The following is a 25,356-nucleotide window of genomic DNA, read 5'->3' on the forward strand; positions in this document are numbered from 1 at the left end:
GCCATGCACGAAATGACTGCCACCGTGCAGGAAGTCGCACGCAACGCCGAACAAGCGTCCCAGGCTGCCTCGGCCGCCGACGGTGAAGCCCGTGCCGGTGACAAGGTGGTGGCCGAAGCCATCGCCCAGATCGAGCGCCTGGCAGCTGAAGTGGCACGCTCCACCGACGCCATGACGCACCTGCAACAAGAGAGCAACAAGATCGGCAGCGTGATGGACGTGATCAAGGCCGTGGCCGAGCAGACCAACCTGCTGGCGCTCAACGCCGCCATCGAAGCAGCGCGTGCCGGTGAAGCCGGTCGCGGTTTTGCGGTGGTCGCCGATGAGGTGCGCGGCCTGGCCCAGCGCACCCAGAAATCCACCGAAGAAATCGAAGGCCTGGTGGCCGGCTTGCAGAACGGCACCCAGCAAGTGGCCGCCGTGATGAACAACAGCCGCAGCCTCACCGACAGCAGCGTCGAACTGACGCGCAAGGCCGGTGTGTCACTGGAAAACATCACCCGTACGGTATCGAATATCCAGTCGATGAACCAGCAGATCGCCGCAGCCGCCGAGCAGCAGAGTGCCGTGGCGGAAGAGATCAGCCGCAGTATCGTGAATGTGCGGGACGTGTCGGAGCAGACGGCAGCGGCCAGTGACGAGACGGCCAAGTCGAGTGTGGAACTGGCGCGTTTGGGCGGGCAGTTGCAGCAGATGGTCAGCCATTTCCGGGTGTAAATCCCAGGCACAAAAAAGCCGCCCCGGTCGAAACCGGGGCGGCCCACTTCTCAGACCCTAACGGTCATCAAAGCTGTCCCGCAGGAATTTCCACACGTGATAAACACGCAGGGAGTTCACTACGAGGTCCCACGTACGTCGTGCAAACTTGGACATACTCGGCCCTCCATCAGTTGGGCCTACCTCCAGCGCACTTACCGGAACACGTGAGCCTTCGGACGCAGGTCAATGCTTCCAGTGAGGCGGCCGGGCTTTGGGTCCTCCCGCATGAATCCGGCACGGATTACTAGCCCGTGGCGTTCGGTCCATAAATTCGCGCGCGTACCCAGCCCACCTACAAACGACATACACAGAACGGGGGCGATACTAACGAACATCCCGCTCAAAGGTGTGACCTGGGAGAACTAATCCACCGGTAACGCTCCAAGAATTTATTGCCAGTTTTTGCAGTCGTCCTTAAATAGCGTAGATCTCAAAGAACTGAAAACACCGAGTGTCACCAGGCCTTGCGTGATGCCTGAACCGACAGTAGTATCCGGTCAGCAGGTCAATGCTTCCGGTGAGGCGCAACCCCAGCCGCGAACTGGGATTGCAATAAAAAACCGCCCTACTAAGGCGGTTTTTTATTGCCTGCGATTTATGCGCGCAGCCTCAGCTGCTGACTTCTTCAACAAACACCAACCGGTTCCCAGACGGGTCGCTGATGCTCATCTCGCGGCTGCCCCACGGCGTGTCTTCAATACCGGGCTTGGCGTTGCGGTAATTCCTGGCCAGCAATTGTTGCTGGTACGCTTCCAACCCTTGAGCCTGAATCCGCACCGCCGCACCTGGCGTGCAATCGCCATGGTGCTCGGACAAGTGCAGCACGCAGTCCCCCAGCGACACCTGCAAGTACAGCGGAAAGTTGTCTTCAAACCGGTGCTGCCAATCGACCTTGAACCCCAGGAAATCGACGTAGAACTCCAGGGTTTTGGCCTCGTCGAAACTGCGCAAGATGGGGGTGACTTTTCCTAAGTGCATGGCGATTGCTCCGTATTTGAGAGCGGCCACTATACGGCCGCAAATCCCTTTCGCAAATCCCCACTGCGCGCCAGGAATCGTCCGGGACGCTGCCCGTTGGCCTGCCCGTCTCTGTAGCTGAGCACGCCATTGACCCACACACCGTCAATCCCTTCCGCCGCGCGCTGCGGCTCTTTGAAGTCCGCCACATCCCGCACCCGCAACGGATCAAACAGCACCAGATCGGCCCAGTGTCCTTCACGGATTTCACCGCGCTCGGCCAAGCCAAAGCGCGCTGCCGACAAGCCAGTCATCTTGTGCACGGCGGTGTGCAGCGGGAACAAGCCAAGGTCCCGGCTGAAATGCCCCAGTACCCGGGGAAACGCGCCCCACAGACGTGGATGAGGAAACGGATCTTCCGGCAAACCATCCGAGCCAATCATCGACAGCGGATGTGCCAGGATGCGCTGCACGTCGGTCTCGTCCATCCCGTAATACACCGCCCCGGCGGGTTGCAGGCGGCGGGCGGCGTCCATCAGCGGCACCGCCCACTCGGCGGCAATGTCCTGCAGATCCCGCCCGCCCATTTCCGGATGCGGCGCAGACCAGGTGATGGTGATGCGAAACGCATCGGTGACTTGCTTGAGGTCCAGGGTCGAAGAGCTGGCCGCATACGGGTAGCAATCGCAGCCCACCGGGTGGGTCTTCGCCGCGTGTTCCAGCGAGGCCAACAACTGCGGACTACGCCCCCAGTTACCGGCGCCCGCGCACTTGAGGTGGGAAATGATCACCGGCGCCTTGGCATGCCGGCCGATCAGAAAAGCCTCGTCCATCGCCTCCAGCACCGGTTCGAATTCGCTGCGCAAATGGGTGGTGTACACCGCGCCATAAGCCGTCAGTTCTTCACTCAACTGCAGCACTTCATCGGTCTCGGCGTTGAAGGCGCTCGCGTATGCAAGCCCGGTGGATAAACCCAGGGCACCGTCCGCCAGACTCTCCTGCAACTGCACGCGCATCGCGGTGATTTCACCCGGCGTGGCGGTACGGTGCAGGTCGTCCATATGGTTGCTGCGCAGCGCGGTGTGGCCGATCAGCGCCGCCACATTGACGGCCGGGTGGGCGTTTTCCACCGCCGCGCGGTAATCGCTGAACCGTGGGTAGGCAAAGGCCTCGGCGGTGCCCAGCAGGTTCATCGGGTCCGGCGGATCAGCCTGCAAGCTCACGGGCGAGGCGCTGATGCCGCAGTTGCCGACAATCACCGTGGTCACGCCCTGGCTCAGCTTGGGCAGCATCTGCGGGTGACGGATCACCACCGTGTCGTCGTGGGTGTGCACGTCGATAAACCCAGGCGCCAATACGCGCCCGGTGGCGTCGATTTCATGCTCGGCGCTGTCTCGGGACAGGTCGCCGATCTTCTCGATACGGCCCTCGTGCACCGCCACATCGGCGACATAGCCGGGGGTGTTGCTGCCATCAATGATCAGCGCCTGGCGGATCAGCGTGTGGTACTTCATTTCAATCTCCAAGCGGCAGGCTGTCAGGGCCGCCGCGATAATCGTCCAGGGCCAGCTTGATCCGTCGCAGGCGTTCCTGGTTGTCGTCCGGCATGGCCAAGGCCAGCTCGGTAGCGAGCACATCGATGGCCAACAGCATTCCGTAGCGCGCCGCCGTTGGCTTGTAGATAAAACTGGTTTCGGCCGGTTGCAGCGGCAGCAGCACGTCGGCCAACTGCGCCAGCGGGGAGTCCGGCAGGGTGATGGCGATGATTTTTGCGCCGTAGTTGCGTGCCAGCGCCACCACGCCCAATACCTCCGGGGTGATGCCGGTCAGCGAGCAGACGATCAGCGCATGCTCCGGGCCCAAGGTGGCGGCGGTCACGCGCATCATCACCGGGTCGTGGCAGGCGTTGATCGAGTAGCCCAGGCGCACCAGGCGCACTTGCAACTCGTCGCTGCACAGGCTCGACGGCCCGCCCATGCCGAACGCGTGGATCATCCGCGCATTGCCCAGCAGGCTCACGGCGTCGACAAAGCTGCGCTGGTTGAAACCGGACAGGTGCCGGCGCAACGTCGCCTCGATATCGCTGAGAATCTGCCGGTGGAACGCCGACTGCTCCGGCAGGCCCGCCGGGTCGAGGAAACGGCTGCCGACACCGCTGGCCTGGGCCAGTTGCAGGCGCAGGTCACGCAGGTCGCGGCAGCCGACGCTGCGGGCAAAACGCGACAAGGTGGCGGTGCTGACCTCGGCCCGTTGGGACAATTCTTCCAGGCTGGCGGACGCTGCAAAGCCGACATCATCGAGCATCAGCTTGGCGATACGCCCTTCGCCGGCGCTGAAGGAATCCTGGCGGGCGCGGATCTGGTAGAGGATGTCCATCGGTTCGGCTCCGGGTTACAAGATGCAGGACAAACCATAAGTCAGACCGAAGGCGACCACCGAAATCAGGGTCTCCAGCACGGTCCAGGTCTTGAAGGTCTGGATCACCGTCATATTGAAGTATTCCTTGATCAGCCAGAAGCCGCCGTCGTTTACGTGGGAAAAGATTACCGAACCCGCGCCGGTGGCCAGCACCAGCAATTCCGGGTGTGGATAACCCAGGCCCATCGCAACCGGTGCAACCACGCCTGAGGCCGTGGTCATGGCCACGGTGGCCGAGCCGGTGGCGATGCGCATCAGCGCGGCGAACAGCCAGCCCATCACCAAAGGCGACAGGTTGAAAGCGTGGGCCAGGCCAAGGATTTCATTGGTGACCCCGGCGTCCACCAGAATCCGGTTCAAACCACCGCCCGCACCCACCAGCAAGGTGATGCTGGCCGTTGGTGCCAGGCACTCGTTGGTGAACTTGAGGATCGATTCGCGGTTGAAACCCTGGGCCAGGCCCAGCGTCCAGAAGCTCACCAGGGTCGCCACCAGCAGCGCAATCACCGAGTTACCGATAAACAACAGGAACTGGTTAAAGGCGGTGCCCGGTGTGGAAATCAGGTTGGCCCAGCCGCCGATCATCATCAGCACCACCGGTAACAGGATGGTGCCCATGGTCAGGGCGAAACTCGGCAGGCGGGTGCGCGGCTCGCGGTCGATGAACTGGCGTTCCAGCGGGTTTTCCGCAGGCAGGTGAATGTGCGGCACGATAAATTTGGCGTACAGCGGGCCGGCAATGATCGCGGTGGGTATGCCGATCAAAATCGCATACAGCACCGTCTGCCCGACCGAGGCGTTATAGGCCAGCACCGCCATCATCGCCGCCGGATGCGGCGGCACCAGCGCATGCACCACCGACAAGCCCGCCACCATCGGCAGGCCGACCATCAGGATCGACACGCCCACCCGCCGCGCCACGGTAAACGCGATCGGCACCAGCAACACAAAACCGACCTCGAAAAACAGCGGCAGCCCCACCAGGAACGCGATACACACCATTGCCCAGTGCGCGTTACGCTCGCCGAACCGGTTGATCAGCGTGCGCGCCACCTGCTCGGCGCCACCGGACTCGGCCATCATCTTGCCGAGCATGGTGCCCAGCGCGACCACCAGCGCAATATGCCCCAGCGTCTTGCCGACGCCCGCCTCGTAGGAGCCCATGATCGTGTCCGCCGGCATCCCGGCCAACAGCGCCAGGCCGATAGACACCAGGGTGATGACGATAAACGGGTTGAGCCGGTAACGCGCGATCAATACGATCAATGCAATGATGGCGATGGCGGCGTAGATCAACAGCCAATACCCCGGTGATGCGGCCATGCGGTACTCCTCGGAAAGGGTCACGTCGAATAGGTTGTGAAAGTCATAAATCATTACCGAGGTGCATTTTCAATTTTTATGAAAGTAATTTTCGCCCACAGACAAGCCCTGTCGCGCAGGGATATGCCCAGGGTCAGTGGATGAAAATTCGGGGGGCGTTCTTACATGAAGATCGCCGGGGCTGGAAACTCAACTGCGCAGGCCGAGTCTTAGACTGCACACCGACTCATGACCAGGAAAACCCAGAATGAATCGTAACCCCCTGCTTGTTCCTTTCGCCGCCGGCGCACTGTTGCTGGCCTTGTGCGGCACGGCTTCGGCCGACGAGAACCCGGCCCTGAAAAAATGCATGGACGGTGCCAACACCACCGCCGACATGGTCGATTGCAACGCCAAGGAAACCAAGGTGCAGGACGCGCGCCTGAATACCGCCTACAAAACCGCGATGACCGCGATGGAAGGCAACCGCAAGCAGCAACTGCAGGACGTACAACGCCAGTGGCTCAAGTTTCGCGATGCCAACTGCGGCTTCATCGGCTCGGCCACCGGCGGCACCATTGATCAGGTCAACGGCTCCGGCTGCGTGCTGGACATGACCCAGACCCGCGCCCAGGAACTGGAAAACCTGGTCGGACCATGATCGTTCCCACGCTCTGCGTGGGAACGCATCCTGTGACGCTCCGCGTCACGACTTTAGGAGCGGACGCGGAGCGTCCAAAGCGGCGTTCCCACGCAGAACGTGGGAACGATCATTGCGCTTCAACAACGGTCAGTCGTGCTGCACCCGGGCGCGCTTGAGCAGTTTGCGGCAGCGCTCGGACAGGTGCAGCACCCGCAAATGCTTGCCGGCCTTGGTGTAGCGCTCGCGCAAGGTCATCAACGCAGCAATCGCCGAATAGTCGACGAAGCTCAAGTGACGGCAATCCAGCGTCACCTGGGCCGGGTCGTTGGCCGGATCGAAGCGATTCAAAAACGGCGTGGTCGAGGCAAAAAACAGCGTGCCGTGCACCCGATAGAGTTTGCTGCCGTCCGCTTCCATGTGCTCATCCGCGTACAGCTCGCGCGCTTGCTGCCAGGCGAAGTTCAGCGCCGCAATCACAATCCCGCACAGCACCGCCGTCGCCAGGTCGGTGAACACGGTAATCACCGTCACCGCCATGATCACCAGCACGTCGTTGAGCGGCACCTTGTTGATCACCCGCAGGGACGCCCAGGCAAAGGTCTGCTGGGACACCACAAACATCACCCCCACCAGCGCCGCCAGAGGAATGCGCTCGATCAGCGGTGACAGAAACAGAATGAACAACAGGATCATCACCCCGGCAAATACCCCGGAGAAGCGCCCGCGCCCGCCGGAGCTGAGGTTGATCACGGTTTGTCCGATCATCGCGCAGCCGCCCATGCCGCCGAACAGGCCCGAGACCATGTTGGCGGCACCCAAGGCCACGCTTTCGCGGTCCGGGTAGCCGCGGGTTTCGGTGATTTCGTCGGTGAGGTTGAGGGTCAGCAGGGTTTCCAGCAGGCCGACCATGGCCATCAGGATCGCGTAGGGCGCGATGATGTGCAGGGTTTCGAGGGTCCAGGGAATCTGTGGCAGCGCGAAGGTCGGCAGGCCGCCGGCGATGTGGGCCATGTCGCCCAGGGTGCGGGTCGGCAGGCCGAGCAGGTACACCGCCAGGCCTACGCCGAGGATCGCCACCAGGGCTGGCGGTACGGCGCGGGTCAGGCGCGGCAGCAGGTAGACGGTGGCCATGGTTGCCGCGACCAGCCCGGTCATTACGTACAGCGGCGTGCCGCTGAGCCAGGTGTCACCGCTCTTGAAATGCTCCAGCTGCGCCAGGGCAATGATGATCGCCAGGCCGTTGACGAACCCGAGCATCACCGGGTGCGGCACCATGCGCACCAGCTTGCCCAGGCGCAACAGGCCGAAGGCGACCATGATCAACCCGCCCAGCAACACCGTGGCCAGCAGGTACTGCACGCCGTGCTGCACCACCAGCGCGACGATCACCACCGCCATCGAGCCGGCGGCCCCGGAGACCATGCCAGGCCGGCCGCCGAACAGCGCGGTGAGGGTGCAGATGATGAATGCGCCGTAAAGGCCCATCAGCGGGTTGAGATGAGCCACCAGGGCAAAGGCGATGCATTCGGGCAGCAAGGCAAAAGACGTGGTGAGTCCGGCCAGGGCGTCGGCGCGCAGACGGGTGAGGTTCATTGAAGTACCGGGGAGTTGCGGGGGATAAGGCTGGGGATGGTACGGAATTGGGCGGGGTGGGGCTAGTGTTGGGTAAGACCGTTGGACCGAGTCGCCCCTTTCGCGAGCAAGCCCGCTCCCACATTTGACCGCATTCCAAAGTTGGAACTCGGTTAAGTGTGGGAGCGGGCTTGCTCGCGAAGGGCTCGCCTCGGTCTCAAGCGAACATCACACCATCTCGTTGCGAATCCACTCCACTACGGAGGTCCGCTTCGGCGCCCATCCCAGCAATTCCCGCGCATGCTTGCCGCGCACCCGGCTGTTGGAGCCCAGGCCATAGTTGGCCATTTCATAACCCCACTCGGCCTCGGCATCCGCCAATGGCCAATCCTGTGGTTTACCCAGCTTCAGCGCTTCGGCAATCGCGGTGGTCATGTCGACAAACGCCGCTTCGCCACTCTCCACAAAGTAGAAAGTGCCCGGCACATTCTTTTCCAGCGCCAGCAGGTACAACGCAACCACGTCTTCAATGTGCACGTTGGACCAGATGTTCTGCCCGGTGCCCACATGCCGCACTACACCGCTTTTGCGTGCCTGCTTGAGCAAGCGTGGCAACTGCACGCTGTCGCGCTTGACGCCCAGGCTGTGACCGTAGATCAGGGTGTTGCAGATCACTGCCGAGTTCACGCCATCTTTGGCTGCAGCCAGGATCAGGTTGTCGATGGCCACGCGAGCAGCCTTGTCGACAGTCGGCGCCGGCAGGTTGTCTTCAAAGTAGATGACATCGCTGGACTTACCGCCCGACGCATCGCCGACGATGCTCGAACCGCTGGTGTGCAGGAAGGTTTTGTTGGAACCGCGCAGCGCGGCCAGCAAGGTTTCCACGGCGCCGCGATGGTCGCTGCTGGCGGCGTTGATCACCGCGTCAGCTTTCTTCGCCTGCTCGGTCAACAGCGCGCTGTCATCCAGCGTACCGATCACCGGCGTGATACCCAGTGCCGTCATTTCCGCAGCCTGTTCGGTGCTGCGCACCAGGCCGGTGACGTTATGGCCGGACTTGACCAGGCCAGTGGCGATGGAACCGCCGATAAAACCGGCAGCGCCGGTGATGAATACGTTCATGGAGGTGTCTCCCTGCGTGAGTAATTGATGGACTCAGTATTGCGGACCTATCCATTCCGAATAAGTCCGTATTGCCCAATTCAATCTTGCGCAGAGGTCACGAATCAGCTGGCGTAGCTGGCCAGCTTGCCCTGGATAAAGTCCAGGAAGCACTGGATGCGCAAGGCCAATTGCGAGTTGCGGTAGTACACCGCATTGATCGGTTGACGATAGCCGCTGTTGAACTCGGCCAGCACCGGTATCAGGCGCCCGGTCTTGATGTCCTGGGCGGTCATGAAGTCCGATAAACAGGTGATGCCCTGCCCTTCCAGCGCCAGCTGGCGCAAGGTTTCACCGCTGGAAGCGGCGACACCGGGCTGGATTTGCCAGCGATCGCCGTGCACATGGCGCAACGGCCAGTGGTTGAGGGTTTCGGTCTGGGTGAAGCCGAGCAACGTGTGTTCGGCCAGTTCGGCAACGGTGGTGGGCGTGCCGTGCTGTTCCAGGTACGCCGGGCTGGCGAGGATATGCAGCGGGCTGCACCCCAGTGAGCGGGCGTGCAACGTCGAGTCGGCCAGGGCACCGATACGGATCGCGATGTCGGTGCTCTGTTCCAGCAGGTCGATGATCAGGTCGTTGCTGTTCAGTTCCAGCTGGATATCCGGGTACAGGCCACGAAACTCGGCGATGTACGGCACGATCGCATGCAGCATGAACGGCGACGCCGCGTTGATCCGCAGGCGCCCCGACGGGGTTTGCTGGCGCGACGACAGACGTTCTTCCAGGTCGTCCATCTGCTCGAGGATCACCTTGGCCCGCTCGAAGAAATACTTGCCCTCTTCGGTCAGGTCCATGCGCCGGGTGGTGCGGTTGATCAGGGTGGTGTCGAGCTTGGCTTCCAGGCGCGACAAGGTGCGGCTGACCGCCGACGGCGTCTGCCCGACCTGTTCGGCTGCGGCGGAAATCGACCCGCATTCAATCACGCAGACGAAGATCTGTAGCTCATCGGATCGGGCTTTCAACGTGAATCCTCTTTATAGCGGCTGCACGGATACTAGCCGCATTACAGACTCAGGTTAAACACCTGTGCCAGATGCTGTTCGTAACGCGCCACGTCGGCTTCGATGGCCGGGCGTTTCATCACGTCCACACAGAGGAAGGTCGGCAGGCCGGTCATGCCAAGGAACTCGTTGGCCTTGTGGAACGGGAAATACACCGCGTCCACGCCCTTGGCTTCGAAGAAGTCGGTGGGGTCGTCGAACGCTTGCTGAGGAGCGTTCCAGGTCAGGGACAGCATGTATTGCTTGCCCTGGATCAGGCCACCGCTGCCGTATTTCTGCGACGAGTCGGAGCGGGTGCGGCCGTCGCTGGCGTACAGGCTGCCGTGGCCTTCGGTGAAGACTTCATCGATGTACTTCTTGACGATCCACGGAGCGCCCATCCACCAGCCGGGCATCTGGTAGATGATCACGTCGGCCCAGAGGAATTTGGCGACTTCTTCGGCCACGTCGTAGCCGGCGTCGATGTGGGTTTCCTTGACGTCGATGCCGCCACGGTCCAGTACCGCCAGGGCGGCTTCATGCAGGGTGCTGTTGTAGCGACCGTCGGAATGGGCGAATTTCTTACCGCCGTTGAGCAGGAGTACTTTTTTCATAGGGGGTGCCTAAAGATTAAAAATGTCTGAAGGCAGGGTAACGGGGTCTGTCCGTTGGAATAAGCGTCCCGGCGGCAAAATACATTTGACCAAGGCGCAAGAATTAACGGCATATTGTTAACCGCTGATCAGCAGATGACCTCCCAGCGCGGCCATGCCGATAAAGAACACCCGCTTGAACAGCACGGCACTGATGCGCTGGCGCAGGGCCTGGCCCAGCCACATCCCGAGCAGCGCGGGAACCAGCGCCAACAACGAGGCGTTCAATTCACCGCCGCCCAGGCTGCCACGCCAGAACAGCCCGGCTGCCAGCGCCAGCGTCGACACGGTGAACGACAGCCCCAACGCTTGCACCAGCTGATCGCGGTTCAAGCCCAACGCTTGCAGATACGGCACCGCCGGTATCACGAACACCCCGGTGGCCGAGGTGATCACCCCGGTCAGCACGCCGCACAGCGGGCCCAGCCAACGCTCGGTGTCCGGGCTGACCTTGAACGTCGGCAGCAACAGCCCGCTCAAGGCATACACCAGCAGCGCGCCGCCCAACGCCCGCACCACCCAATGCCCGCCATCCATGCCCAGCCACACCGAGCCCAGCCCGGTGCCGAGGAAAATCAGCAGGAGCATCGGCCACAGGCGTTTGATCAACGCGCTCAAGTGACCGCCGAACGCCAGTTGCCAGAGGTTGGTAACCGTCGACGGGATGATCAGCAACGCCGCAGCCTGCGCCGGCAACATAGCCAGACCGAGCATGCCCATGGCGACGGTGGGCAGGCCCAGGCCGATGACGCCCTTGACCGTACCGGCCAGCAGGAAGGTGCCGATCACCAGCAATGTCAGGGCCGGGCCGAGGTTTTGGTAGAACGCGAGTAAGGTATTCATGGGTCGATTTTGCAGGTTTGGGTGATGTCTGAAAATTCGCCTTATACTGAGGCAGCCTCTTGTTTTGCATGAGGCAGATGGCCTCTTCGCGAGCAAGCCCGCTCCCACATTTTGAAAGGGTTCACAGATCTAAATGTGGGAGCGGGCTTGCTCGCGAAGAGGCCCGTCCAGACACTGAGATCCCCAGCCCATGCACTTTGACCTGATCGACCTGCGCCTGTACCTGCACATCCTCGACACCGGCAATATCACCGCCGGCGCCAGCCGCAGCCATTTGTCCCTGGCGGCGGCGAGTGCAAGGATCCGGGCGATGGAAGCCTCCCTGGGCATCGAGTTTCTTGAACGTGGCCGCCGTGGCGTCACCCCGACTGCTGCGGGTAAAGCCCTCGCCCGTCACGCCCGCCTGCTGTTGCAGCAAGCCGATCACCTGCAGCAAGACCTCGCGGAATACGCCAACGGCGTCAAGGGCCAGGTGCGCCTGCTGTGCAACACCACCGCCCTGAGCGAATACCTGCCGGAACTGTTGGCGGACTTTCTGCACGAGCACCCCAACCTCGACATCGACCTGCAGGAACTGCCAAGCCTGCGCATCACCCACGCCTTGCGCCAGGGCGCGGCAGACCTGGGGATTATTTCCGACGCAGTAGACACCCACGGCCTGCAAACCCTGCCCTTTCGCGACGACCCGCTGGTGCTGATCATGCCGCTGGATCACCCGCTGGCCGGGCGCACCGTGAGTTTTATCGACAGCTTGCAGCACGACTACGTGGGCCTGGCCGCCGACAGCGCGCTGGCGGTGTACCTGGAGGAACAGGCATTGCACGCAGGCTTTCGCTTGCAGACACGCATCCGTGCAGATGGGTTTGACGGGCTGATTCGCATGGTCGCCCGGGGCGCCGGGCTGGGGATCGTGCCCCTGGCCGCGCTGGAACGCTGGCCGTTGGAGCGGCGGTTCAAGGCCCAACCCCTGAGCGAGGATTGGGCCTGTCGCAAACTGCTGTTATGCGCCCGCGAGTTCGAGCAATTGCCGGGTTATGCCAAAGCCTTGTTCGATGCCTTGGCCGCGCCCTTGCGGAAGAATACGTAGTACACCAGCGACAGAATCAGCAGGAACGGCACCCCGAACACCAGCGTCATCTTGAATGCATCGGTGAAGAACGTGGTGATCATCACCGCGCCCATCAGCACCAGGCCCAGCAGTGTGCTGTAGGGAAACAGCGCCAGCTGGAACGACAGCTTCGCCCCGCCGTGACGCTTGCGGTAGCGGCGGAAAAACAGGTGCGTGAGGAAGATCATGAACCAGGTGAAGATCGCGCCAAACATCGAGATCGCCATCATCAGGGTGAACGAGCTTTCCGGGTACACCACGTTCAGCAGGGTCGCCAGGGCAATGCCCGAGCTGGACAGCAACAAGGCGTTCAACGGGATCCCGCTCTTGCTCAAGGCGCCCATGGACTTGGGCGCAAAACCGGCGCGGGACAGGCTGAACATCATGCGGGTGGTGATGTAGAGCTGGCTGTTCATCGCCGACAGCGCAGCGATCAGGATCACGAAGTTCATCACCCCGGTGGCGCCGGGAATGCCGATGGTCTGCATCACCGTGACGAACGGGCTCTGGGCGTGGCCAGCCTGGTTCCACGGCACGATGGCCAACATCAGCGCCAGGGTCAGCAGGTAGAACACCACCAGCCGCACGATGGTCGCGCGGAAGGCTTTTTTCACCGCCTGCTCCGGGTCGGCCGCTTCACCGGCGGCCACCGCGATCATTTCCACGCTCAGGTAACTGAAGATCGAGACGATCACCGCGATCCACATGCCGCTCAACCCGTTCGGGAAAAAGCCGCCGTGGGCCGTGTAGTTCTGCACACCGTAATCCGGATTGCCGGAGCCGAACACCACGTACACCGCGAGGATGATGAAGCCAACGATGGCGCTGATCTTGATCGTAGAGAACCAGTACTCGAAGTTGCCGAAGGTCTTGACGCTGATGGCGTTGAGTACGATCAGCACGCTGGAAAACGAGACGATCCACACCCATTCCGGCACGTTGGCAAACCAGTACTTCATGTACATCGCCACCGCCGTGACCTCGGCGCCCACCGCCAGCACAATCGCCGCCCAGTACGCATAGCGCACCAGGAAACCGGCCAGCGGGCTGACGTAAAATTCGGCATACGCGCCGAAGGAGCCCGAGGTGGAATGCGCCACGGTCATCTCCGCCAGGCAGCCCATCAACAGCAAAGTGATCAGCGCACCGATGGCATAGCTGACCAGCACGCTGGGCCCGGCATAGCCGATGGCGTAGGCGCTGCCCATGAACAGCCCGGTGCCGATGGCGCCACCGATGGCGATCATGCTCATCTGGCCGGAAGTGAGCTGGCGCCTGAGGCCCAGTTCGCGATTGGTGATTTCGGCAAAGCCTTGGTCTGGCGTGGTCACGTGGCGTGCCCCTTTATTATTGTGATTGCACTGCTTTCTGGTTGAAACACTGTCCCCTGTGGGAGCGGGCTTGCTCGCGAATGCGGTGTGCCAGTCAATACATCAGAGACTGATAGACCGCATTCGCGAGCAAGCCCGCTCCCACATTTTTTGCTCTGCGTTTACTCAGGTGACGCTGTGGCGAACCTTGAACTGCGGCTGGTCCCAGGTTTTCTGATCGAGAATCTCACCCAGGATTTCCACCGCATCCCACACTTCAGCAAAGCTGGTGTACAGCGGGGTAAACCCGAAACGCATGATGCGCGGCTCGCGATAATCACCAATCACGCCGCGAGCGATCAAGGCCTGGATAACCGCGTAGCCTTCCGGGTGTTCGAAGCTGACGTGGCTACCCCGTCGGGCATGCTCACGCGGGGTGATCAGGGTCAGGTCGTGGGCGGCGCAACGGCTTTCCACCAACTCGATGAACAGGTCGGTCAACGCCAGGGATTTAGAGCGCAAGCTGGCCATATCGGTCTGGGCGAAAATATCCAGGCCACACTCCACCATCGCCAGCGAGGTAATCGGCTGGGTGCCGCACAGGTAGCGGGCGATGCCCTGGCTCGGGGCATAACGCGATTCCATGGCGAACTGTCGGGTATGCCCGAACCAGCCCGACAGCGGCTGCGTAACCACATCCACCAGCGCCGGGTTGACCCACACAAACGCCTGGGAGCCGGGCCCGCCGTTGAGGTATTTGTAAGTGCAACCAATCGCATAATCGGCACCGGCCTGATGCAGGTCGATCGGCACCGCGCCCGCCGAATGCGCCAGGTCCCAGATCGCCAGCGCGCCACATTCATGGCTCAAGGCAGTCTGGGCCTGCATGTCGTACATGTAGCCGGTCTTGTAGTTGACGTGGGTGAGCATCACCACGGCCGTGTCCTGGTCGATGGCTTTCGGCAGTTCGTCCGGGCTGTTGACCAGGCGCAGGGAGTAGCCCTGTTGCAGCAGTTCGGTGAGGCCTTCGGCGATGTACAGGTCGGTGGGGAAATTGCTCGCTTCGCTGACGATCACCTTGCGGCTTGGCGCGCGTTCGCGTTGCACGGTCAGCGCGGCGCTGAGCACTTTGAACAGGTTGATGGAGGTGGTATCGGTGATCACCACTTCACCGTCGCGGGCACCGATCAGCGGTGCCAGGCGATTGCCCAGGCGCTGGGACAGGTCGGCCCAGCCGGCACTGTTCCAGCTGCGAATCAGGCCATTGCCCCACTCCTCGGCGATCACCGCTTGCGCCCGTTCCAGTGCCGCTACCGGGCGCGCACCGAGGGAGTTGCCGTCGAGGTAGATGACCCCGGCCGGCAAGGCGAATTGGTTGCGCAATGGCGCCAGCGGATCCTGGGCGTCGAGGGTCAGGCAATGGGTGCGGGTGGTCATGGTCAGTCCTGTTGTTGTAGTAACAATGAGCCAAATAATGAACGAAGCTTTAGAGAATTTTCGTGCAAAGTGGTGGGCAACAGGCTAATTAAGCTGTAGGAAATTCGAATTTAACCCCCAAACACGCGGATTTATTCTAACCATGATTCTCGACGCCACCGACCTGCGCCTTCTGCATTTCCTGCAACAGGATGGCCGTATCAGTAACCAGGAACTGGCGGAGAAAGTCGCCCTGTCGCCGTCGGCCTGCCTGCGGCGTTTGCGCCTGCTGGAAAGCGAGGGAATCATCAGTGGTTATCGGGCGGTGTTGAACGCCGAGCAACTGGGAATCGAGCTGGAGGCCATCGTCCACCTGTCGTTACGCCAGGATGTGGAGGATTGGCACGAGACGTTTATCAAGAAGGTGCAAGGGTGGCCGGAGGTGGCCAGTGCTTACGTGATTACCGGGGCGAGCAATTATGTGCTGCGGGTGCAGGCGCGCAACCTCAAGCACTTTTCGGATTTCATTGTGAACCACCTGAACCGCACGGCGGGGGTGATGGATATTCGGTCGGAGATCGTGCTGCAGAAGATCAAGGATCGGGATGATCTGCTCGATCTGGTTGTTCGCAAGTAGGCCAAACGATACAGAGCCAATGTGGGAGCGGGCTTGCTCGCGAAGGCGGAGTGTCAGTCACCGGAAATATTGACTGATCCACCGCATTCGCGAGCAAGCCCGCTCCCACATTTTTTTACCGCGTTCAGTCTTCGAGCGCGCGAACTCGTTGCATACGTTTCTGTTCGACAGGCGCCGCCGCAGGCTGCAACTCAAAGTCAAAATCAATCTGCGCAAACTGCCCTTCCACACCAAATTCCTTCGCCAGGTTTGCGCCCTCGCTGAAGCGAATTTCGGCGATCAACTCATCCCGCGTCGCATAGGCAAAATCATCATGCAGGTACGGATCATCCGACAGGTTGATCTGCGTGGTCAGGTGCCGATGGCCCGGCGCCGAGATGAAGAAGTGGATATGCGCCGGCCGCTGGCCATGGCGCCCCAACTGGTCCAGCAACTGCTGGGTCGGGCCGGTCGGCGGGCAGCCATACCCCGACGGCACGATGCTGCGAAAACGGTAGTTGCCCTGGGCATCGGTCTCGATTCGCCGACGCAGGTTGAACTCCGACTGCGTGCTGTCAAACCACGAATACGTACCACCGGTATTGGCCTGCCATACATCGACAATCGCCCCCGCCAACGGCTTGCCATTGGTGTCGCGCACCTGGCCCTGCATGAACAGCGGCACGCCCGGGTCCTGCCCGTCGTCCAGCCGCGCCTCGAACTTGGACAGCGGCGCACCGGCCACATACAGCGGGCCTTCGATGGTGCGCGGGGTGCCGCCGGACTTGCCGGCTTCCTCGTCCGCCGCGTCCATCAGCATGTCCAGGTAATGCTCCAGGCCCAACCCTGCCGCGAGCAAGCCGGCTTCCTGGTTCTTGCCCAGTTCGTTGAGGTAGTTGACCGCCTTCCAGAACTCTTCCGGAGTCACTTCCAGGTCTTCGATGATGTTCACCGTGTCCCGCAGGATCCGGTAGATCAGCGCCTTGGCCCGTGGGTTGCCGCCGTCGTTAAGGTTGCCGCTGGCTTCTTCGAGAAACTGTTGGGCGTGAGCAGTCTGGGAAAGTCGGATGGACATGGTGCAATCCTCATCTTGTAATTATTAGGTGAAAAAACAGACTCAGCGATCATCCTCACGGATCGACGATGGATGCCGGCACAGGGCATTCACTTCGATGGCCATGTAAGGATAAAGCGGCAGTTGCATCAACAGGTCATGCAGTTCCTGCACGCTGTCGACATCGAACACGCTGTAGTTGGCGTACAGCCCGGCGATGCGCCACAGGTGGCGCCATTTGCCTTGCTCCTGCAGCCGCTGGGAAAAGGCTTTTTCTTCAGCCTTGAGGCTGGCAGCGCGCTCGGGGTTCATGTCGACGGGCAGGTTCACGGTCATTTTTACGTGGAACAACATCGCAGGTGTCCTCTTGTTAGTTATCGCGACGGAAGAACGCCAGGCGCTCTTCATCGATGGCCAGGCCCAGGCCCGGAGCGGTGGAGACATGCAGGTGGAAATCGCGGTACACCAGCGGCTCGGCGAGGATGTCTTCGGTGAGCAGCAGCGGGCCGAACAGCTCGGTGTCCCACGCCAGTTTGTTCAAGGTGAGAAAGGCATGGGCCGAGGCCAGGGTGCCGATACCGCCTTCAAGCATGGTGCCGCCGTACAGGCCGATACCCGCCGCTTCGGCAATCGCTGCGGTGCGCAATACCGCACGCGGCCCGCCGTTTTTGGCGATCTTCAGGGCGAACACCGAGGCCGCGCCTTCGCGGGCCAGGTTGAAGGCATCTTCCACGCATTCGATGGACTCGTCGGCCATGATCGGCGCCGGGCTCGACAGGTTGAGCCGCACCATGCCGCCGCGGTTGTTGCGCGAGATCGGTTGTTCGATCAGGTCGATACCGTTGTCCCCCAGCACCTTGCAGGCGCGCAGGGCCACGGCTTCGTCCCAGGCCTGGTTGACGTCGACCCGCACACTGGCGCGGTCGCCCAGGGCTTTTTTGATCGCGATGACGTGGGCCAGGTCCTGGCTGACTTCACCGGCGCCGATCTTCAATTTGAAAATGCGGTGGCGGCGCAGGTCGAGCATCTTCTCGGCCTCGGCGATGTCTTTTTCGGTGTTGCCGCTGGCCAGGGTCCAGGCCACCGGCAAGGCGTCCCGCACGCGGCCGCCGAGCAATTCGCTGACCGGCAGGTTCAGGCGTTTGCCGAGGGCATCCAGCAAGGCGCTTTCGATACCCGACTTGGCAAAGGTGTTGCCCCGGATGCTGCGCTCCAGGCGCAACATGGCGGCATTGATGTTGCTCGCGTCCTGGCCGAGCAGCAGCGGCGCGAAGTGCCGGTCGATGTTGATCTTGATGCTGTCGGGGCTTTCATTGCCGTAGCTCAGGCCGCCGATGGTGGTGGATTCACCAATGCCTTCGATACCGTCGGCGCAGCGCACGCGGATGATCACCAGGGTCTGGTTCTGCATCGTGTGCATCGCCAGTTTGTGCGGGCGGATGGTAGGGAGATCGACGATGATGGTCTCGATCGACTCGATGGCGCAAATCGGCATGGCAATACCCGTTGGGTTCTTTATAGATTTGGCCTGATTCTGTTCCGGATCTCTGCTGGCTTCCAATATAGAATGAGTCTCGAACAATACCCTTAAGGTATGAATGGAGTCTTTATGGAACTGCGCCATCTGCGTTACTTCCAGGTGCTGGGGGAAACCCTCAACTTCACCCGCGCCGCCGAACGCCTGCACATTGCCCAGCCGCCGTTGAGCCGGCAGATCCAGCAATTGGAGGACGAACTGGGTGTGGTGCTGCTGGAGCGTGGGCGCCCGTTGCGCCTGACCGAAGCCGGGCGGTTTTTCTATGAGCACGCCAATGTGCTGCTGGAGCAACTGGGCAAGGTGTGTGACAACACCCGGCGCATCGGCCTTGGGCAGAAAACCTGGCTGGGCATCGGTTTTGCGCCGTCGACGCTGTACGGCGTGCTGCCGGAGTTGATTCGCCGGCTGCGCAGCCACGATGGCCTGGAGCTGGAGTTGGGCCTGTCGGAGATGACCACGCTGCAACAGGTTGAAGCTCTCAAGGCCGGGCGGATTGACGTGGGCTTCGGGCGGATTCGCATCGACGACCCGGCCATTGTGCAGCGGGTGTTGGTGGAGGACCGGTTGGTGGCGGTGTTGCCCGCCGGACATCCCCTGCTGGGCGCCCCGGCCACCCTGGCGCAATTGGCCGCTGAACCCTTCGTGCTGTATCCCGGCAACCCGCGCCCGAGCTACGCCGACCATGTGATCGCGCTGTTCGATGCCCATGGCTTGAGCCTGAAGGTTTCGCAGTGGACCAACGAATTGCAGACCGCCATTGGTCTGGTCGGCGCAGGCATGGGCGTGACGCTGGTGCCGGCCTCGGTGCAGGTGCTGCATCGGGCGGACATCGGCTATACGCCGGTGGTGGAGGCCACCGCCACTTCGCCGATCATTCTCAGCCGGCGGATCAATGACCAGTCGCCGGGGCTCAGTCATTGCCTGCAACTGGTGGAAGAGTTGATTTAAAAGAACACCACACATCCAATGTGGGAGCGGGCTTGCTCGCGAATGCGCAGTGTCAGTCACCGAATGAGTTGGCTGATGCACCGCATTCGCGAGCAAGCCCGCTCCCACAGTTGATCTCCGTTGTTTTTGCGTAAGGTGTTCACCCCCGCATACGCCGGGCGTCGTTGCGTTGCAGGGTCTGGCTGGGGGATTCGTCGAACAGCTTGCGGTATTCGGCCGAGAATCGCCCCAGATGAGTAAAGCCCCAGCCCAGGGCGATTTCGGAGATAGTACGGGTTGAGCCGTGTTCGAGGATTTGCTGGCGCACGGCACCCAGGCGGTATTTCTTCAGATAGGCCATGGGCGACAGGGCGAAGTATTTGCGGAAGGCATCGAACAGCTTGAAGCGCGACACGCCCGCCGCCGCCTCCAGATCCTCCAGGTGCACCGCTTCCCGGGCGTTGTCGTGGATGTACTGTCGGGCACGAATCAAATAGTGCGGCAGTTTCACCCCCAGCACGTCCCGCAGCTCTTCGGAATAGTTGTTCGGCTGGGCCAGGATCAGGCCCTTGATCAGCGAGCTTTCCAGGTCCCGGGTAAACGCCACTTGGTCATACAGCTCGCTGCTGCGCTCCAGTTCGGCGATGAAATACCGCGCCATGCGCCACCACGACGCGGAAGCGCCGTCCACCGCGTCCATCGCCGACTCGAAGCGCAGCGGCGCTTCAATCGGCCGCTGCAGCAGGCCTTCCAGGGATTCGCTCATCGCCGCGCGGGTGATCACCACCTGCAACTTGCGGCAGTCGCCGGAGATCTCCAGCACCTGATGTTCGTTGGGCGAAATGATCACGCCCTGGTCACGGTTGGAGCTGAGCCGTACGCCGTTCTTGCTCAGTTCCTGCTCGCCCACCAGCGGCAAGGTCAGGCTGTAGCTGCTGAAGTGCTCGGCGTCTTCGATGTCGATGGTGACATCGGTGCCGTATTCGATAATCCCCAGCGTCGTGGCGCGGGACTTGAACACATTGGCGCTGTGGTGAAAGCGGATGCGCTCCGGCGTCGCGGTTTGCAGGCGGTGCGGCCCGCAAATGCCGGACATCCAGCTGCAGGCGCCTTCAAGGTCGAAGCGCTCGATACGTATATCGCGTGTATTGCTACTCATCACGGGGCACCCACGGCAATTGTGGCCGGCGCGCTCTGACGGCGCGTCCTGGTAGATCGACAGCAAGTTTTGCGCCACGCCAGCGGGATCGCCACTGGGTGGATAGCAACCGTCGACTAAGTGGATAACAAGCAGACTTTTCCGACAATCGCCTTGCAAGACAGTAGCGCATTCCGCCACCGCCCTGCACCGCCGTGGGTATTTCGTGCCCAACTAAGTGGCCCACCTTCCCCCATTAACCGGATAGCCCGGTGCCCCGCCGCAGCCTCTTAATGGCTTACCCGTTTAGCCATTATCAAAAAAGGTGCCTCCCATGAGTGGTGCAAGAAGCGTCGAGCAGTGGAAAAGCTTTATCGAAGGCTGCCTGGACTTCCGTCCGGTGGATGAGGTGTTCCGCATCGCCCGGGACATGTTCACCGAGCCGGAGTTGTTCGAGCTGGAAATGGAGCTGATCTTCGAAAAAAACTGGATCTATGCCTGTCACGAGAGCGAACTGGCCAACAAGCACGACTTCGTGACGATGCGCGCCGGGCGCCAGCCGATGATCATCACCCGCGACGGCGAAGGCCAGCTCAACGCGCTGATCAACGCCTGCCAGCACCGGGGCACCACCCTGACCCGAGTCGGCAAGGGCAACCAGTCCACCTTCACCTGCCCGTTCCATGCCTGGTGCTACAAGAGCGATGGCCGGCTGGTGAAGGTCAAGGCGCCGGGGGAATACCCGGAAGGCTTCGACAAGGCCACTCGCGGCCTGAAAAAAGCGCGGATCGAGAGCTACAAGGGTTTCGTCTTCATCAGCCTCGACGTGAACGGCACCAACAGCCTGGAAGATTTCCTCGGCGACGCCAAAGTGTTCTTCGACATGATGGTCGCCCAATCGGCCACCGGTGAGCTGGAAGTGCTGCCGGGCAAGTCCGCCTACACCTACGACGGTAACTGGAAACTGCAAAACGAGAACGGCCTGGACGGTTATCACGTCAGCACCGTGCACTACAACTACGTGGCCACGGTGCAGCATCGCCAGCAGGTCAATACGGAAAACGGCACCGGCTCGGGCACGACACTGGACTACAGCAAACTCGGCGCCGGCGACGCGAACACCGATGACGGCTGGTTCGCCTTCAACAATGGCCACAGCCTGTTGTTCAGCGACATGCCCAACCCCACCGTGCGTTCGGGCTACGCCACCATCATGCCGCGCCTGATCGAAGAACACGGCCAGCAAAAAGCCGAATGGATGATGCACCGCCTGCGCAACCTGAACATCTACCCGAGCCTGTTCTTCCTCGACCAGATCAGTTCGCAGCTGCGGATCATCCGGCCCATCGCGTGGAACAAGACCGAAATCATCAGCCAGTGCCTGGGGGTGAAGAACGAGTCTGACGCCGACCGAGAAAACCGCATTCGCCAGTTCGAGGATTTCTTCAACGTCTCGGGCATGGGCACGCCGGATGACCTGGTGGAATTTCGCGAAGCCCAGCGCGGCTTCCAGGGTCGCCTGGAGCGCTGGAGCGATATTTCCCGCGGCAGCCATCGCTGGGAAACCGGGCCTACACCCAACAGCGAATCCATCGGCATCCAGCCGGCGATGACCGGCACCGAATTCACCCACGAAGGGCTGTACGTCAACCAGCACCGCAACTGGCAGAAATTCCTGCTGGACGGACTCGACCAGCAAGCCCTGAAACTGCGGGAGGTGGAATGATGAATGCGCAATTGCAGTACCGGATCGAGCAGTTTTTTTATCGTAAATCCGAGCTGTGCGATGCCCAGGATTGGGACGCCTACGTGCAGTTGTTCGACCCGCAGAGCGAGTTTCACCTGCCGCAGTGGGATTCGGAACATGTCTACACCCGCGACCCGAAGCGCGAAATGTCGTTGATCTACTACGCCAACCGCTCGGGGCTGGAGGATCGGGTGTTTCGCCTGCGCACGGGCAAGGCCGCGTCGGCCACGCCGATGCCGAGGACGCTGCATTTGATCAACAACGTGCGGATTGCCGAGCAACCGGACGGCCTGCTGGAGGTGAAGTTGAACTGGCATACGTTGTTCTATCGGCTGGCGACGTCGGAGCAGTTCTACGGCAGCGCCACTTACAGCCTCAAGCCCGATGGCGACAGTTGGTTGATCACCCGCAAGCATGCGCTGCTGCTCAACGACACCATCAACTCGGTGCTGGATTTCTATCACCTGTGACCTGATGCATTACACCTGTGGCGAGGGAGCCTGCTCCCGCTGGACCGGGTTGGCGCTCCAGTGCGTAGCGCTCCCGGCTTTTTGGGGCTGCTGCGCAGCCCAGCGGGAGCAAGCTCCCTCGCCACAGGTAAATCGCAGGCATAGAAAATCAAACTCGCGGAGTTCTGCGAATGAATCACAAAGTGGCCTTCAGTTTTGCCGACGGCAAGACCCTGTTTTTCCCGGTGGGCGCCAATGAGATCCTGTTGGATGCGGCGTTGCGCAACGGCATCAAGATCCCGCTCGACTGCCGCGAAGGCGTTTGCGGCACTTGCCAGGGCCGCTGCGAGTCCGGCGATTTCACTCAGGACTACGTAGACGAGGAAGCCCTCTCCAGCCTCGACCTGCAACAACGCAAAATGCTCAGCTGCCAGACCCGGGTCCAATCCGACGCGGCGTTTTATTTCGATTTTGATTCCAGCCTGTGCAACGCGCCGGGGCCAGTACAAATCCGCAGTACGGTGAGCCAAGTGCAACAGGTCTCGGCCAGCACCGCGATCCTGCATCTGCAGCTTGAAGCACCATTGGATTTCCTGCCGGGCCAGTATGCCCGCCTGTCGATTCCCGGCACCGACAGTTGGCGCTCCTACTCTTTCGCCAACCGCCCGGGCAATCAGTTGCAGTTCCTGATCCGCCTGCTGCCCGATGGCGTGATGAGCAACTACATCCGCGAACGCTGCCAGGTCGGCGATGAACTGCTGCTGGAAGCGCCACTGGGCGCTTTCTACCTCAGGCACGTCACCCAACCGCTGGTGCTGGTTGCCGGCGGCACCGGCTTATCCGCGCTGCTGGGCATGCTCGATGACCTGGCCGCCAGCGGCTGCCAACAGCCGGTGCACCTGTATTACGGCGTGCGGGGTGCGGCCGATTTATGCGAGGCAACACGCATAAAAGCCTACGCCGATACAATCCCGGGGTTTCGCTACACCGAGGTACTCAGCGACCCACCTTCGGACTGGGCCGGCAAACGCGGCTACCTCACCGAGCATTTCGACCTGGCCGAATTGCGGGATCAATCGGCAGATATGTACGTCTGCGGCCCCCCTCCGATGGTCGAATCCATCAAACAATGGCTGCTGGATCAGGCACTTGATGACGTTCAGCTGTATTACGAAAAGTTTACCGAGAGTAATATCTGACCCCTCAGCGGTTTGAGGGGCTGGTTCGGTGTGCGATCAACCCTGAAAAAAACAAGTAGAAGGGAATGTTAATGGCGGATGACATGGTTAACCCGGTGGGCCTCAAGCGTGGCCTGAAGAACCGGCATATTCAGCTGATTGCCTTGGGAGGGGCGATCGGGACCGGGCTGTTCCTCGGCTCGGCGGGCGTGCTCAAGTCGGCGGGGCCGTCGATGATCCTGGGCTATGCGGTAGCCGGGTTCATCGCGTTCCTGATCATGCGCCAGCTGGGCGAAATGATCGTCGAGGAACCGGTGGCCGGCTCCTTCAGCCACTTCGCCCACAAGTACTGGGGCGGTTACGCAGGCTTCCTCGCCGGCTGGAACTACTGGGTACTCTACGTGCTGGTGGGCATGGCCGAGCTGACAGCGGTGGGCAAGTACATCCAGTTCTGGTGGCCGGAAATTCCGACCTGGGTCAGTGCGGTGGTGTTCTTTGTGCTGGTCAACCTGATCAACACCCTCAACGTGAAGTTCTTCGGTGAGACCGAGTTCTGGTTCGCGATCATCAAGGTGGTGGCGATTGTCGGCATGATCGTGCTCGGCTGCTACCTGCTGTTCAGCGGCACCGGCGGCCCGCAGGCCTCGGTGAGCAACCTGTGGAGCCACGGCGGGTTCTTCCCGAATGGCGGCATGGGGCTGTTGATGTCCATGGCGTTCATCATGTTCTCGTTCGGCGGCCTGGAGCTGGTGGGTATTACCGCCGCCGAAGCCAGCGAACCCCGCAAGGTGATCCCGAAGGCGATCAACCAGGTGGTGTACCGGATCCTGATTTTCTACGTCGGCGCCCTTACCGTGCTGCTGTCGTTGTACCCATGGGATCAACTGCTGCAAACCCTCGGCGCGTCGGGCGATGCCTACAGCGGCAGTCCGTTCGTGCAGATCTTTTCCTTGATCGGTAACGACACCGCCGCCCACATCCTCAACTTCGTGGTCCTGACCGCGGCACTGTCGGTGTACAACAGCGGCGTGTACTGCAACAGCCGCATGCTGTTCGGCCTGGCCGAGCAAGGCGACGCGCCGAAAGCGCTGATGAAGTTGAACAAGCAAGGCGTGCCGCTGCGTGCCCTGGGCATCTCGGCCCTGGTGACGCTGCTGTGTGTGGTGATCAACTACGTCGCGCCGCATGACGCACTGGAGCTGTTGTTTGCGCTGGTGGTTGCTTCGCTGATGATCAACTGGGCGCTGATCAGCCTGACCCACATCAAGTTCCGCAAGGCCATGGGCGAGCAAGGCGTGGTGCCGTCGTTCAAGACCTTCTGGTTCCCGTTCAGCAACTACCTGTGCCTGGCGTTCATGCTGATGATCATCTGCGTGATGCTGGCGATTCCGGGTGTGCGGGCGTCGGTGTATGCGATTCCGGTCTGGGTCGGGATCATCTATGTGGCGTACCGGTTGCGGTTGAACAACGCGAAGGCAGTAACAGCGCAATAACCCATGTGGGAGCGGGCTTGTGTGGGAGCGGGCTTGCTCGCGAAGGCGTCGTGTCAGTCACCTGATGTATTGACTGACCCACCGCTTTCGCGAGC

At 61.4% G+C, this 25,356-nt stretch carries 23 protein-coding genes and 1 pseudogene; 9 read left to right on the plus strand and 15 right to left on the minus strand.

The window, feature by feature from the left end; translation table 11 throughout:
* Window positions 1-120 precede the first annotated feature (120 nt).
* Window positions 121-717, plus strand: a pseudogene (locus HX839_RS31930) (methyl-accepting chemotaxis protein); the annotation flags it as partial.
* Window positions 718-1,368: 651 nt separating this feature from the next.
* Here HX839_RS31930 and HX839_RS25735 read toward each other — a convergent pair.
* Genes HX839_RS25735 through HX839_RS25750 form a run of 4 tightly spaced genes read right to left on the minus strand, consistent with a single transcriptional unit; the run spans window position 1,369 to window position 5,511 of the window.
* Window positions 1,369-1,737, minus strand: a complete 369-nt coding sequence (locus tag HX839_RS25735; protein WP_177021603.1) for a glyoxalase superfamily protein — start codon at window positions 1,735-1,737, stop codon at window positions 1,369-1,371.
* A 29-nt stretch (window positions 1,738-1,766) separates the two neighbouring features.
* Window positions 1,767-3,230 (minus strand): amidohydrolase family protein, encoded by a 1,464-nt coding sequence (locus HX839_RS25740; protein WP_177067897.1) that lies wholly within the window; start codon window positions 3,228-3,230, stop codon window positions 1,767-1,769.
* Window position 3,231: 1 nt separating this feature from the next.
* On the minus strand, window positions 3,232-4,092 hold the full coding sequence (locus HX839_RS25745) for a MurR/RpiR family transcriptional regulator (protein ID WP_102368042.1): 861 nt from the start codon (window positions 4,090-4,092) through the stop codon (window positions 3,232-3,234).
* A gap of 15 nt (window positions 4,093-4,107) precedes the next feature.
* Window positions 4,108-5,511 carry a gluconate:H+ symporter gene (locus tag HX839_RS25750; RefSeq protein ID WP_017478510.1) on the minus strand — a complete coding sequence of 468 codons (1,404 nt, stop codon included), beginning with the start codon at window positions 5,509-5,511 and terminating at the stop codon, window positions 4,108-4,110.
* A 193-nt stretch (window positions 5,512-5,704) separates the two neighbouring features.
* Here HX839_RS25750 and HX839_RS25755 point away from each other — a divergent pair, with 193 nt between their 5' ends.
* A complete protein-coding gene (locus HX839_RS25755) occupies window positions 5,705-6,097 on the plus strand; it encodes a lysozyme inhibitor LprI family protein (RefSeq protein WP_003212286.1) in 393 nt (130 codons plus the stop codon).
* Window positions 6,098-6,226: 129 nt separating this feature from the next.
* Here HX839_RS25755 and HX839_RS25760 read toward each other — a convergent pair whose 3' ends face one another.
* The 5 genes from HX839_RS25760 to HX839_RS25780 all read right to left on the minus strand — a co-directional run bounded on the left by HX839_RS25760 (window position 6,227) and on the right by HX839_RS25780 (window position 11,288).
* On the minus strand, window positions 6,227-7,672 hold the full coding sequence (locus tag HX839_RS25760; RefSeq protein ID WP_177021606.1) for a SulP family inorganic anion transporter: 1,446 nt from the start codon (window positions 7,670-7,672) through the stop codon (window positions 6,227-6,229).
* A gap of 207 nt (window positions 7,673-7,879) precedes the next feature.
* Window positions 7,880-8,773, minus strand: coding sequence for an NAD-dependent epimerase/dehydratase family protein (locus HX839_RS25765; RefSeq protein ID WP_177067898.1), 894 nt, complete (start codon window positions 8,771-8,773; stop codon window positions 7,880-7,882).
* A gap of 104 nt (window positions 8,774-8,877) precedes the next feature.
* Entirely contained in the window at window positions 8,878-9,774 is an 897-nt protein-coding gene (locus HX839_RS25770; protein WP_003212293.1) for a LysR family transcriptional regulator, read from the minus strand.
* Between the two features lie 41 nt (window positions 9,775-9,815).
* Window positions 9,816-10,406: an NAD(P)H-dependent oxidoreductase gene (locus tag HX839_RS25775; RefSeq protein WP_008436691.1), complete on the minus strand. Its 591-nt coding sequence runs from the start codon at window positions 10,404-10,406 to the stop codon at window positions 9,816-9,818.
* Window positions 10,407-10,523: 117 nt separating this feature from the next.
* The gene (locus HX839_RS25780; RefSeq protein WP_177067899.1) at window positions 10,524-11,288 is read right to left on the minus strand and encodes a sulfite exporter TauE/SafE family protein; all 765 of its coding nucleotides are present in this window, start codon (window positions 11,286-11,288) and stop codon (window positions 10,524-10,526) included.
* 190 nt (window positions 11,289-11,478) lie between these two features.
* On the opposite strand from HX839_RS25780, the gene HX839_RS25785 reads away from it, so the two are divergent.
* Window positions 11,479-12,375 carry a LysR substrate-binding domain-containing protein gene (locus HX839_RS25785; protein WP_177067900.1) on the plus strand — a complete coding sequence of 299 codons (897 nt, stop codon included), beginning with the start codon at window positions 11,479-11,481 and terminating at the stop codon, window positions 12,373-12,375.
* Here the strand turns inward: HX839_RS25785 and HX839_RS25790 are convergent.
* Both HX839_RS25790 and kynU read right to left on the minus strand, forming a co-directional pair.
* On the minus strand, window positions 12,321-13,727 hold the full coding sequence (locus HX839_RS25790) for an amino acid permease (RefSeq protein WP_177067901.1): 1,407 nt from the start codon (window positions 13,725-13,727) through the stop codon (window positions 12,321-12,323). The genes HX839_RS25785 and HX839_RS25790 overlap by 55 nt on opposite strands.
* Before the next feature lie 165 nt (window positions 13,728-13,892).
* Window positions 13,893-15,143, minus strand: a complete 1,251-nt coding sequence (gene kynU, locus HX839_RS25795; protein WP_134325689.1) for a kynureninase — start codon at window positions 15,141-15,143, stop codon at window positions 13,893-13,895.
* A gap of 142 nt (window positions 15,144-15,285) precedes the next feature.
* Between kynU and HX839_RS25800 the strand changes: the two genes are divergently transcribed.
* A complete protein-coding gene (locus tag HX839_RS25800; RefSeq protein WP_003212305.1) occupies window positions 15,286-15,759 on the plus strand; it encodes an Lrp/AsnC family transcriptional regulator in 474 nt (157 codons plus the stop codon).
* Between the two features lie 124 nt (window positions 15,760-15,883).
* Here HX839_RS25800 and catA read toward each other — a convergent pair whose 3' ends face one another.
* From catA to HX839_RS25815, 3 genes are read right to left on the minus strand one after another with little or no spacing between them, the layout of a single operon-like run.
* Window positions 15,884-16,813 (minus strand): catechol 1,2-dioxygenase, encoded by a 930-nt coding sequence (gene catA / locus HX839_RS25805; RefSeq protein WP_177067902.1) that lies wholly within the window; start codon window positions 16,811-16,813, stop codon window positions 15,884-15,886.
* A 42-nt stretch (window positions 16,814-16,855) separates the two neighbouring features.
* On the minus strand, window positions 16,856-17,146 hold the full coding sequence (catC, locus tag HX839_RS25810) for a muconolactone Delta-isomerase (protein WP_008436679.1): 291 nt from the start codon (window positions 17,144-17,146) through the stop codon (window positions 16,856-16,858).
* A gap of 16 nt (window positions 17,147-17,162) precedes the next feature.
* The gene (locus HX839_RS25815) at window positions 17,163-18,287 is read right to left on the minus strand and encodes a muconate cycloisomerase family protein (RefSeq protein WP_003212312.1); all 1,125 of its coding nucleotides are present in this window, start codon (window positions 18,285-18,287) and stop codon (window positions 17,163-17,165) included.
* 114 nt (window positions 18,288-18,401) lie between these two features.
* Between HX839_RS25815 and HX839_RS25820 the strand changes: the two genes are divergently transcribed.
* Window positions 18,402-19,277: a LysR family transcriptional regulator gene (locus HX839_RS25820; protein ID WP_003212314.1), complete on the plus strand. Its 876-nt coding sequence runs from the start codon at window positions 18,402-18,404 to the stop codon at window positions 19,275-19,277.
* Window positions 19,278-19,416: 139 nt separating this feature from the next.
* On the opposite strand, the gene HX839_RS25825 is transcribed toward HX839_RS25820, so the two are convergent.
* Complete coding sequence (locus HX839_RS25825; protein ID WP_008436676.1) at window positions 19,417-20,415, minus strand: helix-turn-helix domain-containing protein; 999 nt, start codon at window positions 20,413-20,415, stop codon at window positions 19,417-19,419.
* Window positions 20,416-20,728: 313 nt separating this feature from the next.
* On the opposite strand from HX839_RS25825, the gene antA reads away from it, so the two are divergent.
* From antA to HX839_RS25845, 4 genes are all read left to right on the plus strand, one after another.
* On the plus strand, window positions 20,729-22,120 hold the full coding sequence (antA, locus tag HX839_RS25830; protein ID WP_003212318.1) for an anthranilate 1,2-dioxygenase large subunit: 1,392 nt from the start codon (window positions 20,729-20,731) through the stop codon (window positions 22,118-22,120).
* Window positions 22,120-22,611, plus strand: a complete 492-nt coding sequence (antB, locus tag HX839_RS25835; RefSeq protein ID WP_003212320.1) for an anthranilate 1,2-dioxygenase small subunit — start codon at window positions 22,120-22,122, stop codon at window positions 22,609-22,611. Before antA ends, antB begins: the two co-directional genes overlap by 1 nt.
* Window positions 22,612-22,781: 170 nt before the next feature.
* Entirely contained in the window at window positions 22,782-23,789 is a 1,008-nt protein-coding gene (gene antC, locus HX839_RS25840) for an anthranilate 1,2-dioxygenase electron transfer component AntC (protein WP_177067903.1), read from the plus strand.
* 71 nt (window positions 23,790-23,860) lie between these two features.
* Window positions 23,861-25,261, plus strand: coding sequence for an amino acid permease (locus tag HX839_RS25845; protein ID WP_003212324.1), 1,401 nt, complete (start codon window positions 23,861-23,863; stop codon window positions 25,259-25,261).
* Window positions 25,262-25,356: the final 95 nt, after the last annotated feature.

This window comes from Pseudomonas sp. I8001 (assembly GCF_013385345.1).
GTDB lineage: Bacteria > Pseudomonadota > Gammaproteobacteria > Pseudomonadales > Pseudomonadaceae > Aquipseudomonas.

What these genes read in the sequence shown, in the direction of transcription:
- HX839_RS25735 (WP_177021603.1), bottom strand. Translation starts at nt 1,737, where the DNA reads ATGCACTTAGGAAAAGTCACCCCCATCTTGCGCAGTTTCGACGAGGCC.
- HX839_RS25740 (WP_177067897.1), bottom strand. Translation starts at nt 3,230, where the DNA reads ATGAAGTACCACACGCTGATCCGCCAGGCGCTGATCATTGATGGCAGC.
- HX839_RS25745 (WP_102368042.1), bottom strand. Translation starts at nt 4,092, where the DNA reads ATGGACATCCTCTACCAGATCCGCGCCCGCCAGGATTCCTTCAGCGCC.
- HX839_RS25750 (WP_017478510.1), bottom strand. Translation starts at nt 5,511, where the DNA reads ATGATTTATGACTTTCACAACCTATTCGACGTGACCCTTTCCGAGGAG.
- HX839_RS25755 (WP_003212286.1), top strand. Translation starts at nt 5,705, where the DNA reads ATGAATCGTAACCCCCTGCTTGTTCCTTTCGCCGCCGGCGCACTGTTG.
- HX839_RS25760 (WP_177021606.1), bottom strand. Translation starts at nt 7,672, where the DNA reads ATGAACCTCACCCGTCTGCGCGCCGACGCCCTGGCCGGACTCACCACG.
- HX839_RS25765 (WP_177067898.1), bottom strand. Translation starts at nt 8,773, where the DNA reads ATGAACGTATTCATCACCGGCGCTGCCGGTTTTATCGGCGGTTCCATC.
- HX839_RS25775 (WP_008436691.1), bottom strand. Translation starts at nt 10,406, where the DNA reads ATGAAAAAAGTACTCCTGCTCAACGGCGGTAAGAAATTCGCCCATTCC.
- HX839_RS25780 (WP_177067899.1), bottom strand. Translation starts at nt 11,288, where the DNA reads ATGAATACCTTACTCGCGTTCTACCAAAACCTCGGCCCGGCCCTGACA.
- HX839_RS25785 (WP_177067900.1), top strand. Translation starts at nt 11,479, where the DNA reads ATGCACTTTGACCTGATCGACCTGCGCCTGTACCTGCACATCCTCGAC.
- kynU (WP_134325689.1), bottom strand. Translation starts at nt 15,143, where the DNA reads ATGACCACCCGCACCCATTGCCTGACCCTCGACGCCCAGGATCCGCTG.
- HX839_RS25800 (WP_003212305.1), top strand. Translation starts at nt 15,286, where the DNA reads ATGATTCTCGACGCCACCGACCTGCGCCTTCTGCATTTCCTGCAACAG.
- catA (WP_177067902.1), bottom strand. Translation starts at nt 16,813, where the DNA reads ATGTCCATCCGACTTTCCCAGACTGCTCACGCCCAACAGTTTCTCGAA.
- catC (WP_008436679.1), bottom strand. Translation starts at nt 17,146, where the DNA reads ATGTTGTTCCACGTAAAAATGACCGTGAACCTGCCCGTCGACATGAAC.
- HX839_RS25815 (WP_003212312.1), bottom strand. Translation starts at nt 18,287, where the DNA reads ATGCCGATTTGCGCCATCGAGTCGATCGAGACCATCATCGTCGATCTC.
- HX839_RS25820 (WP_003212314.1), top strand. Translation starts at nt 18,402, where the DNA reads ATGGAACTGCGCCATCTGCGTTACTTCCAGGTGCTGGGGGAAACCCTC.
- HX839_RS25825 (WP_008436676.1), bottom strand. Translation starts at nt 20,415, where the DNA reads ATGAGTAGCAATACACGCGATATACGTATCGAGCGCTTCGACCTTGAA.
- antA (WP_003212318.1), top strand. Translation starts at nt 20,729, where the DNA reads ATGAGTGGTGCAAGAAGCGTCGAGCAGTGGAAAAGCTTTATCGAAGGC.
- antB (WP_003212320.1), top strand. Translation starts at nt 22,120, where the DNA reads ATGAATGCGCAATTGCAGTACCGGATCGAGCAGTTTTTTTATCGTAAA.
- antC (WP_177067903.1), top strand. Translation starts at nt 22,782, where the DNA reads ATGAATCACAAAGTGGCCTTCAGTTTTGCCGACGGCAAGACCCTGTTT.
- HX839_RS25845 (WP_003212324.1), top strand. Translation starts at nt 23,861, where the DNA reads ATGGCGGATGACATGGTTAACCCGGTGGGCCTCAAGCGTGGCCTGAAG.